This is a genomic window from Archangium sp. (genome assembly GCF_036277355.1).
Classification (GTDB): Bacteria; Myxococcota; Myxococcia; order Myxococcales; family Myxococcaceae; genus Archangium.
In genome coordinates this window covers 50,061-64,091 of record NZ_DASUNC010000166.1, presented here as the reverse complement: position 1 = coordinate 64,091, position 14,031 = coordinate 50,061, and the positions used below count along the sequence as shown (strand labels likewise).

Below are 14,031 nucleotides of genomic sequence, written 5' to 3'. Positions count from 1 at the left end.
GGGTCAGCTCCTGGCCGGTACGTTGCGTCGCTTGAGATCCTCGAGGGCCAGGACAACATCACGCTCGGAGATCTCTTCACGATCGTCGAGGGCCATCGTGCGGACCGCATCATCACAGGCGCGCGTGACGTCCGCAAAGCTCCAGCCCTCTGCGTGAGCCGCGAGACGTGTGGCCGCATCATCGCGGAGGCCCACCGTCGAGAGCCGCAGCTTCATCAGCTCCGCGATCTGCTCGCGGGTCGGCTTGTCGAAGGGCACGATCACGTCGAAGCGGCGGAACACGGCCCGGTCCAGCAGCTCGACGTGGTTGGTCGCGGCGACGAGGATGCTGCCGCTCATGTCGGCGTCGACGAGCTGCAAGAACGCGGTGACGACGCGATTCATCTCGCCGACGTCCTGCGAGTCGCCACGGGCCTTGGCAACCGAGTCGAACTCGTCGAAGAGGTACACGCCCGGGCGGCGCGGCATCTCCGCGAAGATCGCCCGGAGCTGCACGGCGGTGGCCCCGAGGAAGCGCGAGAAGAGCGCGTCGAAGCGCACCGTCATCAACGGCAGGCCCATCTCGCCGGCGAGCACGGCGGCCGCGAGCGTCTTGCCGCAGCCGGGAGCACCGTGGAAGAGCAGGTGGCGACGCGGCGACACGCCGAACCGCTCGAGCCGTGCGCGCGACCGGTTCTCGGAGAGCACGCGCTTGAGCGTCTCCTCTGCCTCGGGACGCAAGACGATGTCGCGGAGGCGCTCCTCGCGGTGGCCGCCCTCGAGGATGTCCGCGAGATCACCGCGTGGTGCGGCGATGTCGACGACGGGCATCTTCTTGCGGACGCTCGTCGCGGGCATCTTGGCGATGATCGCCCGAATCTCCTCCGCGACGCGTACGTGGCCTGCGGTGCTCTCGGCCGCCGCAAGCTGCAGCGCTGCCTTGCGGAACGACGACTCGTCGCCCTCCGCGTGAGACTGCAGCAGCAGCTTGAGGATGTCCGCCTTCATGATGCGTTCTCGGATCCTGAGTGGATCCGCCTCCGTAGCTCCAGAACTTGGCGGCGAGGGTACAGCCGGTACCCGTTCATCGGGTGTCGTTTCGCCCGCAGCTTCCCGGCCTTGTCCCAGCGCCGGAGGGTCTGCTCGCTCACCTCGAGCACCTCGGCCGCCGCCTTGATCGTCAGCATTTCGTCGTCGTCGCTTTCGGGCACGCCCACCCGCAAAGCTTATACAACCTTGATCGCGAGGACAAGGTGGCTGCTGCGCAGGCGAGCAGGTCCTTCCGGGCGCGAGCCGCCTCGGTCGGCTTGCTGCCGCCCCATCCGCTGCCGCACTCTGGAAACGGCTGGAAGCCTTCGCCTTCCTCCGCGCGGAGCCCCTCCGGATGAGCGATGAGATACTCACGGTCCAAGAGGTCGCGAGGCTGCTGAAGGTCGCGGACAAGACCGTCTACACGATGGCGCAGAAGGGGGAGATTCCGGCCTTCAAGGTCCGCGGCCAGTGGAGATTCCGGCGGGTCGACATCGACGCGTGGATTCAGGCCCAGACCACCTCACCACGCCGTCAGGAGGATGGGGATGCGTAGCCCCGGCAACCCGCCGCTCGCCGTGCGAGCTCTCTCCCTTCTGAAGAAGGTCCTCGAGACGAAGGCGATGCTTGACCAGACCGGCATCACCGAGCAGTACGCGGCGCTCTGCTCGGCCTCCGGGCAAGCGTTCTACAACACGTCGAAGTTCAGCCTGCGGAAGTGGGGCTCGTGCTCGTCGGCAGGCACGGTCACGCTGGCAAGCGACCTCGTGGACCAGGATCCGCGCTTCCAGGACTTCGTCTCAACCATCGGGCCGACCTCGCGAGCTTTCTTCAAGGGCGCCACGAGTCGCCCCTGTGGCATCGAGCGATCCGGCTCCTCGGAGTTCACCTGCTCGAGCGTGAGAACGGCGTCGCCGAGTGGAAGGGGCTGATGTCCTCCTTCGACAGGGGCAACCTGACCATCATTCGAGACCTCCTCCTCGAGGCTCCTGCCTTCGCCATGAACGCGGGGCCGTTGCTCGAGAGCCTCTTCCCGGATCTCGTCGCTGCGGATGGCGTTCTTCTCCAGCGGCTCCTGACGCGCTTCTTGGCCTTCGCTACAGTTCCCAACGAGCAGATGCAGGCGATTGCTCGCGCTGTCGGCATGGACGCCAACGCGGCGCGTGCGGCCTTTCGCCGGCCGCACTGGCCATACTGGCTCGATGTCCTCGCGGTCCTGCACGCCCATCGCGTCGAGGCTCTTCGCGTTGCCCCGTCCGAGGTCGCCAAGGTCGTCGAGATGTGGCTGGAGTTCGTTCCGCCCGGTTCCATCCGACGACGCGAAGCGGCCGAGCTAGCCATCTTGCTCGGCCAGAGCGCAATTGATTCTCGCGATGACTACGGAGAGCGCGAGGAGCGCGGGAGATTCTACAAGTGCGCCCTGATGGCAGCGCCCGAGCGGCCTGACGAGGTCGCCCATCTCGCAAGGACTGCAGCGGAGCGCATTCCCCGGCCCGCAGTGGCTGCAGACGAGTCGACACCGCCTCAACCGCGACCACGCAGCATGTTCAGCACCGGGATCATGCGCGGCCCCTGGCCAGACGGTCCGCTCGCGCGCGTCGACGAAACCTTCCAAGACGTTGTTCTGGACACTCCAGTTATTCAACATCTCTTCCGGGTACGCCCGACGGTCGCGCGGGAGGTTGTCCTCGCAGCGCTAATCGAACCACCTCACGAGGAGGACTGGGGCAGCAGTCGGCTGCACGAGTTCGAACTTGATCTCGTGAGCCGACACAAATGGCAGCCAGCGCTCTACACGCAGGGACCATTTCTCGTATGTCTTCGAGGCAACTTCGCGGAGGGGCTGGAGTTGATCATGCGGCTCGTCGACTTCGCCACAGCACGTGCTGGCGAGCGCGCCGAGCAAGAGCGGAGAGAGTGGCGTGCCCAGGCAGTCGCAGACGGTCACACCGAAGCAGAAATCGACCAGGCAATGGCCGCAGCGCCTGCGCGCAGTCTGACCCTGCTCAGTGAGGGCTCGAACGCCCTGACCTTCGAGGGCGATGCAACCGTCTACGGTTGGAGTTCAGGCCTGGGGAATCCACCGGACGCAGTTGAGGCTTCCCTCATGGCGCTCGAGCAGTATTTCTACCTTCGCCTTGACGCGGGCGACGACATCGCTGAAGAGATCTCCGCTGTTCTTGCTCGTAGCCGGTCTGTAGCGGCTCTCGGAGTTCTCTGCGACATCGGAAAGCGCCAGACGAGCCTTTTCGACGGCCCCCTGCGAGCCTTGCTGTCAGGCCCTGAGCTCTACTCTTGGGAGATCAACAAGCTCGTGCAAGGGCGCTCGCACCTGATGATCGGTGCGTTCATGCTGGGGCAGGAGTTCATCAAGCTCGCACAGCAGTTCCACGGTCTAGAGCACCGAAAACGTGACTTGCGCCATGTAGCGACGGAGCGCTTGCTCAAGAGCGAGGAGATGCAGGCCTTCTTCGCCTCGGCCCGAGACTGGTGGAAGAAGCGCAGGGCTGATGGCGAGCGGCTCATCGAGATGGCTGACCAACTCAACCTGTGGCTCGATCCCGCGAACTACCAGATGCGCGAGGATCCGGCGCACGGGCTGATCATCGTCAACGTCGCGCTCGAACGAGTACAGGCCGAGAGAGCAACCGAGCATCAAGCGATGAACGATCGGATGCTCGTCACGGGCTTCCCGATACGCTGCAGGACGATCCTCGATGAGCGGCGTGTCCAGACCGATGCTCAGCTAGATGAACTCTGGCAGACATGGGTGCGCGTTCGGGAGCTTGCCAAGGCAGGCCCGGCGCTTCCCGGTGACGAGGAGCGTTTGGGTGACGAGTACGTCAACGCCATCACGGGCGGCATCGCGGTGCTGCTCTGGCACGATGAATGGGTCTCCCAAGATGCAACTCGACGTCAGGAACTCGAAGGGGCTCTTGAGTCCCTCATGAGCGGCGACCTCCCGGAGCGGGATGGGTTCAGATCCAAGCACGCTGTCTCGACGTGGACTTGGGACTGCTTTGTCGCTGAGTCCGCCGCCATGTTGTGGGCACGTCAGCCGCAGGATGTTCGGTGGCGTCGCCTCGTGGCGGAGATGGTCTTCGCGGAGAAGTACGCGACGGTTCGTCTGCTGTTCGCACGATGTGCGGAGTCCCGGGCGACGCTTGGTGCCGACTTCGGACGACTGCGTCGGCTTGCGCTTGACTGGGCGCATGTGCGGGACCGGGTCGATGTGTTGCGTAGCGTGCAGCACCTGGTCCCGCCGCTTGATGAACAACTGCACGAGCGACTGCAAGGTGAAGTGGCGAGCTGGGGTGAGCAGTCGGTGTCGTCCTTCGTTGACGGCTCGCTGGCTCCTCTGCCAGTCGACTGGAGCAGGTTCGGCGACGCGAACCGCTTCGTCGAAATCGATGCTCTTCGTCGCCGGTGGCCCGATTACATGCTGATGGACTTCCATCTCGTGCGGTGCAGTCACGAGTGGATGCCCCCGCCCGATGAAGCGCAGAGCCCGGAGGAGCGGGCAAGCGTTGTCCAGTTCTGGCGGGTCGCGCTCGAGGTCGTCGCGGCGAGGCCGCGCGCCGACCTGCAGCGACGCGATCAACAGTATCCCCACGAGGACGAAATATGGGTCCTCGAGAATGTGGCTGCGGCGGTGCTGCAACTGCGACCAAACGAGAACCCCGAGCAGTTCTGGACGGCGCTCATCGATCTCCACAGTGAGGCCCATGATTGGCCGGAGAAGTTCCTGACAGCCCTACACCGTCGGGCTCTCGCCACCGGAGAGACGCCAGCGACCTATGCGCCGCTTCTTCGTGAAATCGCAAGGCGCGCTTTCTCTGACGTCGATGGCAAGCGTCGGTGGCCTTGGCATGAGGAGGTATGGGATGCGCTGATCGGCATCGACTACTGGGTGAGCAATCTGTGGTCCGATCGGCATGCGGACCACGTGCTTCGCATCTGGGACGTCATCTCTCTGTGGATGGAGAACGCCCCCCAGGGGGGCAGACGACTCGGGAAGTTCGCTCGCTGGCTCTCGAAATCTGCGGCCGCGCCGATTCGCCTACGCGTGCTCCCGTGGTTCGTTGCGCAGCTTCAGCCTGGGGAAGAGAGGTCCGTCTACCGGGATGACGACGTTGAAGACGACCTGGCGACGCTTCTCAACGTGGTCTGGGACCAGGATCAACGTTCGCTGCGTGCATCGAGTGCTCCGTTCGCGGCCTTTCGTGGACTCCTCGCCTGGCTCGTCGAGCGTCAGAACTCGTTGGGGTTGGAGCTTCAGGGCCGCATCGGAGGGCTCGCATGACCGCAGCTTCCTTCGAGCTCATTCCGGTCCTCGGCCGCAACGAAGTCAAACAGGGAACGGAGCCCAACGCAGGCGGGACTTGCGAAACTGCCGCCCTGAGACGGATCGGAGGAATAGCGTGACCACCGTCGCCGGACCTCCAGTCGCTCATCAACGGTCCCGCGCCCGTCGCCCACGCTGGCCCCGCGTGCGCGCCGTCGCCCGCGACCCGCGCCACGCCCCGGACCACCGCTCCGGGCGCGCCCCCGCGCCGACGTGGGCGCCCGTTCGGCGCTCGCCACGTGCCATCGCCCCGTTGCCCAACCGCGTACCGTCGAGGGACTGCCGCCCGGGTTTCCGGTCTCCGAGGAGGCGCCACCCGAAGGGGATATGCACTTCGTGGCCAGGGTGGGGGTAGAACCGCACGAGCGCCTGAGTTGGGTAGTGAGCGCCAAGGAGAAACGGCGCCGGGAGGAATCCGAGCGCCAATTGGCCGAGGCCCTCGCCGAACTGGCACGGCTGCGCGGCGGCCCAGGCTGACGCTGCTGGGCTGACTTCCCCGCTCAGCCGGGAACGAGGGCGTCGGCTTCGATCTCCACGAGCATCACCGGGTCGATGAGGCGGTTCACCTCCACCATGCTGGTGGCGGGGCGGATGGTGCCGAAGAACTCGCCATGGGCCCGGCCCACGTCCCCCCACAGGGAGATGTCCGTCACGTACATGCGCGTGCGGACCACGTGCTCCAGCCGGCCACCCAGGGCCTCGAGCGCCGTCTGGATGTTGCTCAGCGCCTGGACGGTCTGGGCGTAGATGTCTCCCTCGCCCACCACCTGGCCGGACGCATCCGTGGCGGTGGTGCCGGAGACGGTGATGAACGGACCCACGCGGACGGCCCGGCAATAGCCCACACGCGGTTCCCAGGCGGTTCCAGTCGAGTAGGTGGTGCGCTGCATGGGGCTCCTGGGGAAAGGGGTGGAGGAACCCCCCACCCTAGCGCTCTCCGAGCGGAAGTGGACACATACCCGGGGTCCAGGCGGGGGCCCGCTGGCCCGGCTGCCTTCCGGCGGGACGGCTCCCCCATGTGGAAGCCCGCGAAAAAACGCACGCCCCGTGATAGTTCCCTTCCCGATATGGCATCCGAGCTCGACCAGGAAGTCGCCCGCCGGCGAACCTTCGCGATCATCTCCCACCCCGACGCCGGTAAGACGACGCTTACCGAGAAGCTGCTGCTCTACGGCGGCGCCATCCACCTGGCCGGCAGCGTGAAGGCCCGCCGTGCGAGCCGCCACGCCACCAGCGACTGGATGGAGCTGGAGAAGGAGCGTGGAATCTCCGTCACCTCCTCGGTGCTCCAGTTCCCCTACCGCGGCCACGCGGTGAACCTGCTCGACACCCCGGGCCACCAGGACTTCTCCGAGGACACCTACCGCACGCTCGCGGCGGCTGACTCGGCCGTCATGCTCATCGACGCCGCCAAGGGCGTCGAGCCGCAGACCAAGAAGCTCTTCAAGGTCTGCCGCATGCGCGGCATCCCCATCTTCACCTTCGTCAACAAGCTCGACCGCTGGGGCCGCGCCCCGCTGGAGCTCATGGACGAGCTGGAGCAGGTGCTCGGCATCCGCGCCTACCCGATGAACTGGCCCATTGGCATGGGGCCCGAGTTCCGGGGCGTGTACGACCGGCAGTCCAAGGTGGTGCACGTCTTCTCCGCCGAGGGCCGCCATGGTGAGTCCGAGGTTCAGGAGCGCTCCATCCCCATCGACTCGCCGGACATCCTCACCGTGCTGAACGAGCGCGAGCTGTCCACGCTCAAGGAGGAGATCGAGCTGCTGGACATCGGCGGCGACGAGTTCACCCGCGAGAAGGTGGAGAAGGGCCAGCTGACGCCCATGTTCTTCGGCAGCGCCATGACGAACTTCGGCGTGCGGCCCTTCCTGGACCACTTCCTGGAGCTGGCGCCGGCGCCCACGTCGCGTCAGACGAAGAACGGGCCGCGCGAGCCCACGCACCCGAAGTTCGCGGGCTTCGTGTTCAAGATTCAAGCGAACATGGACCCGGCGCACCGCGACCGCATCGCCTTCATGCGCGTGGTGTCGGGCCGGTACACCAAGGGGATGAGCGCGTTCCACTCGCGGCTGGGCAAGGAAGTGCGCCTGGCCAAGCCGAGCCAGTTCCTCGCGGCCGAGCGCACGGCCATCGAGGACGCGTGGCCGGGGGACGTCATCGGCCTGTTCGACCCGGGCCTGTTCCGCATCGGCGACACGCTCTGCGAGGGCGAGGACCTGTTGTTCGACAGCGTGCCGCGCTTCAGCCCGGAGTACTTCGCCGTGGTGCGCTCGAAGGACCCGTTGCGCCGCAAGCAGATGGAGAAGGGCCTGGAGCAGCTCTCCGAGGAGGGCACGGTGCAGATCTTCCAGCAGCTCGGGATGGGCATGAAGGATCCCATCGTGGGCGTGGTGGGAGCGCTGCAGTTCGAGGTGCTCCAGTACCGGGTGGAGCACGAGTACGGCGCGCGCATCCTGCTGGACCGGCTGCCCTTCAGCCACGCGCGGTGGGTGGTGGGGCCGAACTTCGATCCGAAGACGTTCGACTGGGAAGGCAACCGGCAGACGGTGCAGGACCGGGACGGGCTGCCGCTGGTGCTCTTCCGGGACGACTGGGCGCTGCAGCACGCCGAGGAGAAGCACCCGGAGCTGAAGTTCCTCTCCGCGGCGCCCATCCTGCGCCAGCTGGCCGCCACGGGGAGCTGAGCCTCCCCCGGCGCCCATGCTCTCCGCCCATCACCCCTCTCCCACCGGGAGAGGGACGGGGTGAGGGGGCCAGGGGCCCCGGGTTGAATCCGTGAAGGCCGTCTACCGTGAGGCGGTCTGGCAGAGCCCGTTGCCGCCCTCGAAGTGGAAGCCGAGGTTGACGGAGGGCTGATCGGACCGGACGCAGGTGCTCACCACGAACTCGATGTTCTTCCCGTCGGCGCTGGTCACGATGTTGCTGTACTGGCCGGCGTCGGAGATGGTCGAGCCGTCCGCGCGGTAATAGCTGAAGACATTCGAGAGCCCGGCCGCGTCCGTGGGGAGCCCGCCCGAGGGCGAATAGGCCCGGACGCGGGTCCGGATCAACATGGGCCGAGCGGTAACGCAGCGCGTGTCATCGGTCGCGAAGGAGAGCAGCTCGGCGGCGTAGGTCACCGGGCCGGTCGCCGTGGCCGGATCCCACGAGACGGGGAACGTGTTGAAGTTCTCGCAGGTGGGCGTGGGCACGTGCTGGCAGGTGCTGCTGCGGGAGCTGCAGTACGAGCCGTAGGCGCAGGTGGAGGGCTGGGGATCGGCGAGGACGCAAGGGTCCCCCGGCTCCTCGGTGCCCGCGTCGGTTCCCGCGTCCGGGGTGCCCGGGTCGGAGCCCGCGTCCGTGCCCGCGTCGGTGTCACTCCCCGCGTCATCCCCCGCGTCCGTGGGGGTCTCCTCCCCTGCGTCGTTGCCAGAGTCCCCGCCGGGCCCGTCCGGGTCGCAGGAGGCGGCCACGAGGACGAGGCCGAGCGAGAGGGGAAGCAGCAGGGAAGGGAATCGTCGCACGGTCGCGTCTCCGGGTCACACCACCGGCACACAGGTGCCGGGGAGAGCCGGAGTCTAATTCACTTGTAGGGCACCACGGTGCCGCCGCGGTGGGCCGAGTCGCGCAGCACCAGGCGCGTCTCCTTGTAGAGGCGCGCGGCCTTGGGGCCCACGAGGAAGGCCTTGGGGTCTCCCTTGCGGAACGTCTTCTTCAGGTACTCTTCAATCTCCCGGTAGATGCGCCGGAACTGGTCCGAGGCGGCGTCCTTGCGGCCCGTCTGGGGCGTCACCTCCATCTCGGCCCACATCTGGCCGCTGAGCAGCTCGCCCTCCTCGTTCATCCGGCAGCGCTCCATGAAGATGACGGGCGAGCGCACCTCGTCGATGCGCCAGAAGCCCTTGTCCGGGCCGCGCTTCACCTTGTCCACGATGGCGGGCCCCACGCTGACGGCCACGAGGTACAGGTCCTCCTCGGGCAGGCGGGGGACGTTTTCCTGGCTGGCGCGGAAGGCCTCCCAGTCCGGGGGGACGCGGCGGGGGTACACCTCCAGCTCGAAGCGCTCGAGGAAGCGGAAGAAGGCGACCTCGTCGTCGGGGGACATGAAGTACTGAAGCTGGCTGGCCATGGTGGGGCAATTAACCGAATGCCGCGCGTTGCGGAAGTCCGGGGCGATTCGGACTAAAGAATCCGCCATGGACAAGACCTTCGACGCGCTGCTCGCCCGGATGCACGAGCTTCGGGATCTCGGTGGGCTGATCGCCCTGGCCACCTGGGACCAGGAGACCTACCTGCCTCCCAAGGCGGCGGAGTCGAGGGCCCACCAGCTCTCCACGGTGCAGGGCCTCCACCACGAGCGCCTGGTGGACCCCCGGCTGGGCGAGCTGCTCGCCTGGGCGGTGGGCAACCCGAGCCTCACGGACGACCAGCGGGCCATGGCGCGCGTGCTCCGCGAGGAGCGGGACCGGGCGGTGAAGGTGCCCAAGGCGCTGGTGCAGGCGCTCGCCGAGGCGCAGAGCCGGGGCCTCATGGCGTGGCGCGAGGCCCGCAAGGAGAACCGCTTCTCCGTCTTCAAGCCCGCGCTGGGGCGGCTGCTGGCCCTGCGCCGCGAGCAGGCGGATGCCTACGGGCACGGCGGCGAGCGCTATGACGCGCTGCTCGAGGGCTTCGAGCCCGGCATGCGCGTGGCGCGCCTCACCCCGGTGCTCAGCGCGCTGCGCGACAAGCTCATCCCCCTGGTGGCGGCCCTCCAGGCGGCGCCGCGGAAGGTGGAGGACCTCTTCGTGGGCCGGAGCTTCGACCCCGAGACGCAATGGCGCCTCTCGCTGCGGCTGCTGGGGGACATGGGCTTCGACCTGGAGGCGGGGCGGTTGGACAAGAGCATCCACCCCTTCTCCAACGCGCAGCACCCCCTGGACGTGCGCCTCACCACGGGCCTGGAGGAGGGCACGCTCTCGGCCCTCTTCAGCACGCTGCACGAGGGAGGACACGGCCTGTACGAGCAGGGCTTCTCCCCGGCCCACCACCGCACGCCGCTGGCGAACGGGCCCTCCATGGGCCTGCACGAGTCGCAGTCGCGCCTGTGGGAGAACCAGGTGGGGCGCGGCCGGCCCTTCTGGACGCACTACTTCCCGGTGCTGCGCGAGGCCTTCCCGCGGGCGCTCGCGGACGTGGACCTGGACACCTTCCACGCGGGGCTCAACCGTGTCTCGCGCTCGCTCATCCGCGTGGAGGCGGACGAGGTGACGTACAACCTGCACATCGTCCTGCGCTACGAGCTGGAGCTGATGCTCATCCGCGACGAGCTGCCGCTGGACGAGCTGCCCTCGGCGTGGAACGAGCGCATGCGGCGCTTCCTGGGCGTCACGCCCCCGGACGACATGCAGGGCGTGTTGCAGGACATCCACTGGTCCTGGGGCGAGTTCGGCTACTTCCCCACGTACGCGCTGGGCAACCTCTACGCCGCGTCCCTCTACCGCGCCGCGCAGCGCGCCATGACCGGGCTGGAGGAGGGCCTCGCCCGTGGTGAGCTCAAACCCCTGCGCGAGTGGCTGCGTACGAACATCCACGCCGAGGGCTACCGCCTCCACGCCGAGGACCTGGTGCGCAAGGTGACGGGCCAGGGCCTCACCGACGTGGACTTCCTCGCCTACCTCGAGTCCAAGTACGGCGCCCTCTACGGCGTCACCCTCTGACTCGACTCTCGCCATTTTGGGCGCCCCAGAGGGAAGAACGAAGCGCTTTCCCAGAGGGGTGTCAGAGGGAGCTGGTCAAAAATGGCTAAAGTCGAGGCCCAATTGAGAAACACGCATCCCGCCTGACTCGGTGAGGTGAAGAGGGGCGCAGGAGGGCATCCGCGCCCACCCGGCTCCCCTCTATGTTTTCCGCAAATGTGTCTACGGGCGGAAAGGTCTTGGCGGTAGTGCCGCTTGCAGATCCTCTGGCACTGCTACATCGTTCCGACGCGCAAGATCGATGTAGGCGCGAATGACCTCCCAGAGTTCGTTGCAGGTTGCCGTCTGACGCCCGCTCTTGACTGGCTTGCTCGCTGGCTGGCGGCCATTGATTCTGCTGATACGCGGGTCGAAGATCTGGTCCTTGAAGACCGGTACGCTTCCATGATCCCACTCCTCAGGGCCGAACCCCACACGGTAGTAGAAGCCGGGTCCATGGCCGTCTGAGGCGTCCACAAAGATGGAGTCTTGGGGGTTGAAGATAGCTGGCACTCGATCGTCCTCCTTCATTCGATTCTCCTTCTTCAATTCATGGATAGTACCTATAGGGTCTATTTCAACCTATAGGTCTCTTCCAGGCCCTATAAGTATCGGTTTCATGAGGGGGGGTAGCAGGAGTGCGAGCGAGTCTGGAGCACCTGGGAGTGCCCACCGCATGTGCGGCTTGGACCCGGCGCGAGGGCCAACCGAGGCCAAGTGGCGCCGTGGAGCCTGCTCGCGCCTCACGCCAATGCCGGAGCCGTGCGCAGGGCGGTGATACGCTGCCCCCATGAGAACAGCCTTGGTCATACACAGAGCGATGGCGATGAGCCTTGCCCTCATGCTTGTTTCCTGCGGTGCGGCACACTCCGCAGCGGTCGGACCCACGGCCCCCAAGGATCTGACCAGGTACGTGATTGTTCTCGAGCAACAGGCAGATGGGCAGGTGCTGCACGCCTGGGTTCCATTGCAGGAGTTTGATCTGGCGAAGTTCCAGCACACCATGCGCATGAGGAACGTCCGTCGAGACATCGTGCGTGTCTCCTCGTCGGACTTGAGGGCGTATTGCGAGGGACGGCGTGCGCAGTGCGAAATGGACTGTCTCAGGAGTGGCAGGCCCTTTGCGATTGGTCGCCGCAAATACCAGGACACCCGGGTACAGCCGTGGCGCATCGCCAGGGGATGGTGGTGTCCGGAAAACTGCATGGATGCTTTTGTTGAATGCACGAAGGGCCGCGGTGAGTGGACAGAGGAGTACGCCGCCGGGTTCGATGCGATAGAACCTGCCATTGACTGGCTCAAGAAGCATCGTGCGGAGCTTGTCGTGGGCTCCGTCGTGGTCATCGCCGGTGTGTCCTTTGCTGTCGTGGTCGCCGGCTCGGGAGGCGCGGTCCTCGTTCTGGCGCCACTCCTGGTCATGGCGGAAATCTCTCCGGGGATGCTCCCCGAAATCCAGCTCGGGGGGGCATGCAGGTGACAATCCATGAGCAGCTTGCGGACGTAGTGCTTTTCATGGGGACCCGGTGGCGAGCAGCGGAGACGAAGGGGTGGCACGAGGAAGTGAAGCTCTGGAGCTATGTGAGGATGCTCGACGACTTCGTCCGCGTGACAGGCCAGGTCTACCGGTTCGAAGACTCCCTCAGGAGAGAGCTTCCAGCGGAACGGCCCTTCGTCAGTACACGTCTGGGCAAACATGAAGGGACGCTCGCGCAACCGGCGATGCAATTGCTGCTCGAAACCCTGGACGAGACGCCTGAGCCTGAACACAAGCAGCAGGTGCGCGTTCTCATCGCCCTCATCAACTTCATCGCCGAGACGGGGCAACTCGAAGAAGCGGATGGCTTCGTCGTCAATCGGCTGGACTACGCCCCGGTGGCCATCGCGCACTTCGCCACTCATGAGGAGGCCCATGCCTGGATGGAGAGCGTCACGGAGCCACCGAGCCCGGTCCGCATCCTCATCGGCGATGAGTATTACCAATTCTGGTATATGCGTGAGGACAATACGCGCGGAATGTATCGCGATCATCCCCTGGAGCCGGTGCTGGAATCGCTCACCGCCAGGGGAATTCCCCTGGGGACACCTTCGTTCGCCACGCGCGTGGAAGCGGAGGCATGGTTGATGAGCCACCCAGCACATCCCTATTCATTCGTGACAATCGCCGGGGAGCACTACTTCGCGGTGCATCACCCGATGTTGAAGCGCCACTCCCTCCTCCATGTGGCATCGGCCCTGGCGGCCTGGGGGGAGTGCGAGACAGAGGACTCGTCAGATGGCGCCGGTGAGTAGGAGGACCCACCAGCTCTGGTAACAGGCGCGGCTCAGGTGCTGGCGAGCTGTTGGGCGCGACCGGCAGGTCAGGCACGCCGCGCGGCCGCGTCCTCGAGGTAGGCGCGCACCATCTCCGCGAGGGGCAGCTGGAGCGCCGTGTCCACGTCGATGAACGCGGCCCATACCACCTCGCGGTTGTCGAGGGCGAGGCTGGGTGGCGCTTCGACCGTGAGCTCGACGAAGAAGCACCGGTCGCGCTTGTACTCGTCGGTGCCCCGGGCCTCGAAGACCTCGCGCAGCTCGCTCGGGGCGACGCTCAGCCCCACCTCCTCGCGCAGCTCGCGTGCGCCCGTCTCCCGCGGGGACTCGCCCCGGTGCTGGCCTCCGCCGGGCATGCTGAAGACGCGCTTGTAGGAGTTCTGCAGCAGCAGCACCTCGCGGCCGTGCCACACGCCGACGAGGGTCCCCGTCGTCTCCGGGCGGCGCACGAACCAGTACCCGAGCGCCAGTGTGTAGGCGCCCCGGTACGCCATGCGCATGAGGGGATCGACGAGCGAGCTCACGGTGCCTCCTGCCTGACACGGTAGCCGAGTGGCCTTCCCTGGTCGATCTGGCGTCGCGGGCTCATCATCCGGCCTCCATTCCCCTGGGAGACCCTTCTCCTTGGAGGTATGGATGCTCGCGAGCTGTCGGATCACCCTGAGCATCGCG

Annotated in this window: 14 protein-coding genes; 7 read left to right on the top strand and 7 right to left on the bottom strand. The window is 66.4% G+C overall.

Annotation, left to right across the window (positions count from 1 at the left end; all coding sequences use genetic code 11):
* Nucleotides 1-3 precede the first annotated feature (3 nt).
* Complete coding sequence (locus VFZ09_RS40875; protein ID WP_329733215.1) at nucleotides 4-987, bottom strand: ATP-binding protein; 984 nt, start codon at nucleotides 985-987, stop codon at nucleotides 4-6.
* Complete coding sequence (locus VFZ09_RS40870; RefSeq protein ID WP_329733214.1) at nucleotides 984-1,166, bottom strand: MerR family DNA-binding transcriptional regulator; 183 nt, start codon at nucleotides 1,164-1,166, stop codon at nucleotides 984-986. The genes VFZ09_RS40875 and VFZ09_RS40870 overlap by 4 nt, the downstream gene beginning before the upstream one ends.
* Nucleotides 1,167-1,363: 197 nt before the next feature.
* On the opposite strand from VFZ09_RS40870, the gene mads1 reads away from it, so the two are divergent.
* Genes mads1 through VFZ09_RS40855 form a run of 3 tightly spaced genes read left to right on the top strand, consistent with a single transcriptional unit; the run spans nucleotide 1,364 to nucleotide 5,311 of the window.
* Nucleotides 1,364-1,564, top strand: coding sequence for a methylation-associated defense system helix-turn-helix domain-containing protein MAD1 (gene mads1 / locus VFZ09_RS40865; RefSeq protein ID WP_329733213.1), 201 nt, complete (start codon nucleotides 1,364-1,366; stop codon nucleotides 1,562-1,564).
* Complete coding sequence (locus VFZ09_RS40860; RefSeq protein WP_329733212.1) at nucleotides 1,557-1,940, top strand: hypothetical protein; 384 nt, start codon at nucleotides 1,557-1,559, stop codon at nucleotides 1,938-1,940. Before mads1 ends, VFZ09_RS40860 begins: the two co-directional genes overlap by 8 nt.
* Nucleotides 1,940-5,311 carry a hypothetical protein gene (locus VFZ09_RS40855; protein ID WP_329733211.1) on the top strand — a complete coding sequence of 1,124 codons (3,372 nt, stop codon included), beginning with the start codon at nucleotides 1,940-1,942 and terminating at the stop codon, nucleotides 5,309-5,311. Before VFZ09_RS40860 ends, VFZ09_RS40855 begins: the two co-directional genes overlap by 1 nt.
* A gap of 542 nt (nucleotides 5,312-5,853) precedes the next feature.
* On the opposite strand, the gene VFZ09_RS40850 is transcribed toward VFZ09_RS40855, so the two are convergent.
* Nucleotides 5,854-6,243, bottom strand: a complete 390-nt coding sequence (locus VFZ09_RS40850) for a RidA family protein (protein WP_329733210.1) — start codon at nucleotides 6,241-6,243, stop codon at nucleotides 5,854-5,856.
* Nucleotides 6,244-6,420: 177 nt separating this feature from the next.
* On the opposite strand from VFZ09_RS40850, the gene VFZ09_RS40845 reads away from it, so the two are divergent.
* Nucleotides 6,421-8,040 (top strand): peptide chain release factor 3, encoded by a 1,620-nt coding sequence (locus tag VFZ09_RS40845; RefSeq protein WP_329733209.1) that lies wholly within the window; start codon nucleotides 6,421-6,423, stop codon nucleotides 8,038-8,040.
* A 102-nt stretch (nucleotides 8,041-8,142) separates the two neighbouring features.
* Here the strand turns inward: VFZ09_RS40845 and VFZ09_RS40840 are convergent, their stop codons facing one another.
* Nucleotides 8,143-8,859: a hypothetical protein gene (locus VFZ09_RS40840; RefSeq protein ID WP_329733208.1), complete on the bottom strand. Its 717-nt coding sequence runs from the start codon at nucleotides 8,857-8,859 to the stop codon at nucleotides 8,143-8,145.
* A gap of 59 nt (nucleotides 8,860-8,918) precedes the next feature.
* The gene (locus VFZ09_RS40835) at nucleotides 8,919-9,464 is read right to left on the bottom strand and encodes a hypothetical protein (RefSeq protein ID WP_329733207.1); all 546 of its coding nucleotides are present in this window, start codon (nucleotides 9,462-9,464) and stop codon (nucleotides 8,919-8,921) included.
* A gap of 67 nt (nucleotides 9,465-9,531) precedes the next feature.
* Here VFZ09_RS40835 and VFZ09_RS40830 point away from each other — a divergent pair, with 67 nt between their 5' ends.
* Nucleotides 9,532-11,031, top strand: coding sequence for a carboxypeptidase M32 (locus VFZ09_RS40830; RefSeq protein WP_329733206.1), 1,500 nt, complete (start codon nucleotides 9,532-9,534; stop codon nucleotides 11,029-11,031).
* Between the two features lie 201 nt (nucleotides 11,032-11,232).
* Here the strand turns inward: VFZ09_RS40830 and VFZ09_RS40825 are convergent, their stop codons facing one another.
* Complete coding sequence (locus VFZ09_RS40825; protein ID WP_329733205.1) at nucleotides 11,233-11,580, bottom strand: hypothetical protein; 348 nt, start codon at nucleotides 11,578-11,580, stop codon at nucleotides 11,233-11,235.
* A gap of 382 nt (nucleotides 11,581-11,962) precedes the next feature.
* On the opposite strand from VFZ09_RS40825, the gene VFZ09_RS40820 reads away from it, so the two are divergent.
* Together VFZ09_RS40820 and VFZ09_RS40815 are read left to right on the top strand one after the other, a co-directional pair.
* Nucleotides 11,963-12,526 carry a hypothetical protein gene (locus tag VFZ09_RS40820; RefSeq protein ID WP_329733204.1) on the top strand — a complete coding sequence of 188 codons (564 nt, stop codon included), beginning with the start codon at nucleotides 11,963-11,965 and terminating at the stop codon, nucleotides 12,524-12,526.
* Between the two features lie 107 nt (nucleotides 12,527-12,633).
* Entirely contained in the window at nucleotides 12,634-13,338 is a 705-nt protein-coding gene (locus tag VFZ09_RS40815) for a hypothetical protein (RefSeq protein ID WP_329733203.1), read from the top strand.
* A 68-nt stretch (nucleotides 13,339-13,406) separates the two neighbouring features.
* Here VFZ09_RS40815 and VFZ09_RS40810 read toward each other — a convergent pair whose 3' ends face one another.
* Nucleotides 13,407-13,883: an NUDIX hydrolase gene (locus VFZ09_RS40810; protein ID WP_329733202.1), complete on the bottom strand. Its 477-nt coding sequence runs from the start codon at nucleotides 13,881-13,883 to the stop codon at nucleotides 13,407-13,409.
* Between the last annotated feature and the right edge of the window lie 148 nt (nucleotides 13,884-14,031).

Bases quoted from the DNA above. Each gene is read 5' to 3' on its own strand.
- mads1 (WP_329733213.1), top strand. From the start codon at position 1,364: ATGAGCGATGAGATACTCACGGTCCAAGAGGTCGCGAGGCTGCTGAAG.
- VFZ09_RS40875 (WP_329733215.1), bottom strand. From the start codon at position 987: ATGAAGGCGGACATCCTCAAGCTGCTGCTGCAGTCTCACGCGGAGGGC.
- VFZ09_RS40825 (WP_329733205.1), bottom strand. From the start codon at position 11,580: ATGAAGGAGGACGATCGAGTGCCAGCTATCTTCAACCCCCAAGACTCC.
- VFZ09_RS40850 (WP_329733210.1), bottom strand. From the start codon at position 6,243: ATGCAGCGCACCACCTACTCGACTGGAACCGCCTGGGAACCGCGTGTG.
- VFZ09_RS40830 (WP_329733206.1), top strand. From the start codon at position 9,532: ATGGACAAGACCTTCGACGCGCTGCTCGCCCGGATGCACGAGCTTCGG.
- VFZ09_RS40870 (WP_329733214.1), bottom strand. From the start codon at position 1,166: ATGCTGACGATCAAGGCGGCGGCCGAGGTGCTCGAGGTGAGCGAGCAG.
- VFZ09_RS40815 (WP_329733203.1), top strand. From the start codon at position 12,634: ATGCTCGACGACTTCGTCCGCGTGACAGGCCAGGTCTACCGGTTCGAA.
- VFZ09_RS40845 (WP_329733209.1), top strand. From the start codon at position 6,421: ATGGCATCCGAGCTCGACCAGGAAGTCGCCCGCCGGCGAACCTTCGCG.
- VFZ09_RS40855 (WP_329733211.1), top strand. From the start codon at position 1,940: ATGTCCTCCTTCGACAGGGGCAACCTGACCATCATTCGAGACCTCCTC.
- VFZ09_RS40860 (WP_329733212.1), top strand. From the start codon at position 1,557: ATGCGTAGCCCCGGCAACCCGCCGCTCGCCGTGCGAGCTCTCTCCCTT.
- VFZ09_RS40835 (WP_329733207.1), bottom strand. From the start codon at position 9,464: ATGGCCAGCCAGCTTCAGTACTTCATGTCCCCCGACGACGAGGTCGCC.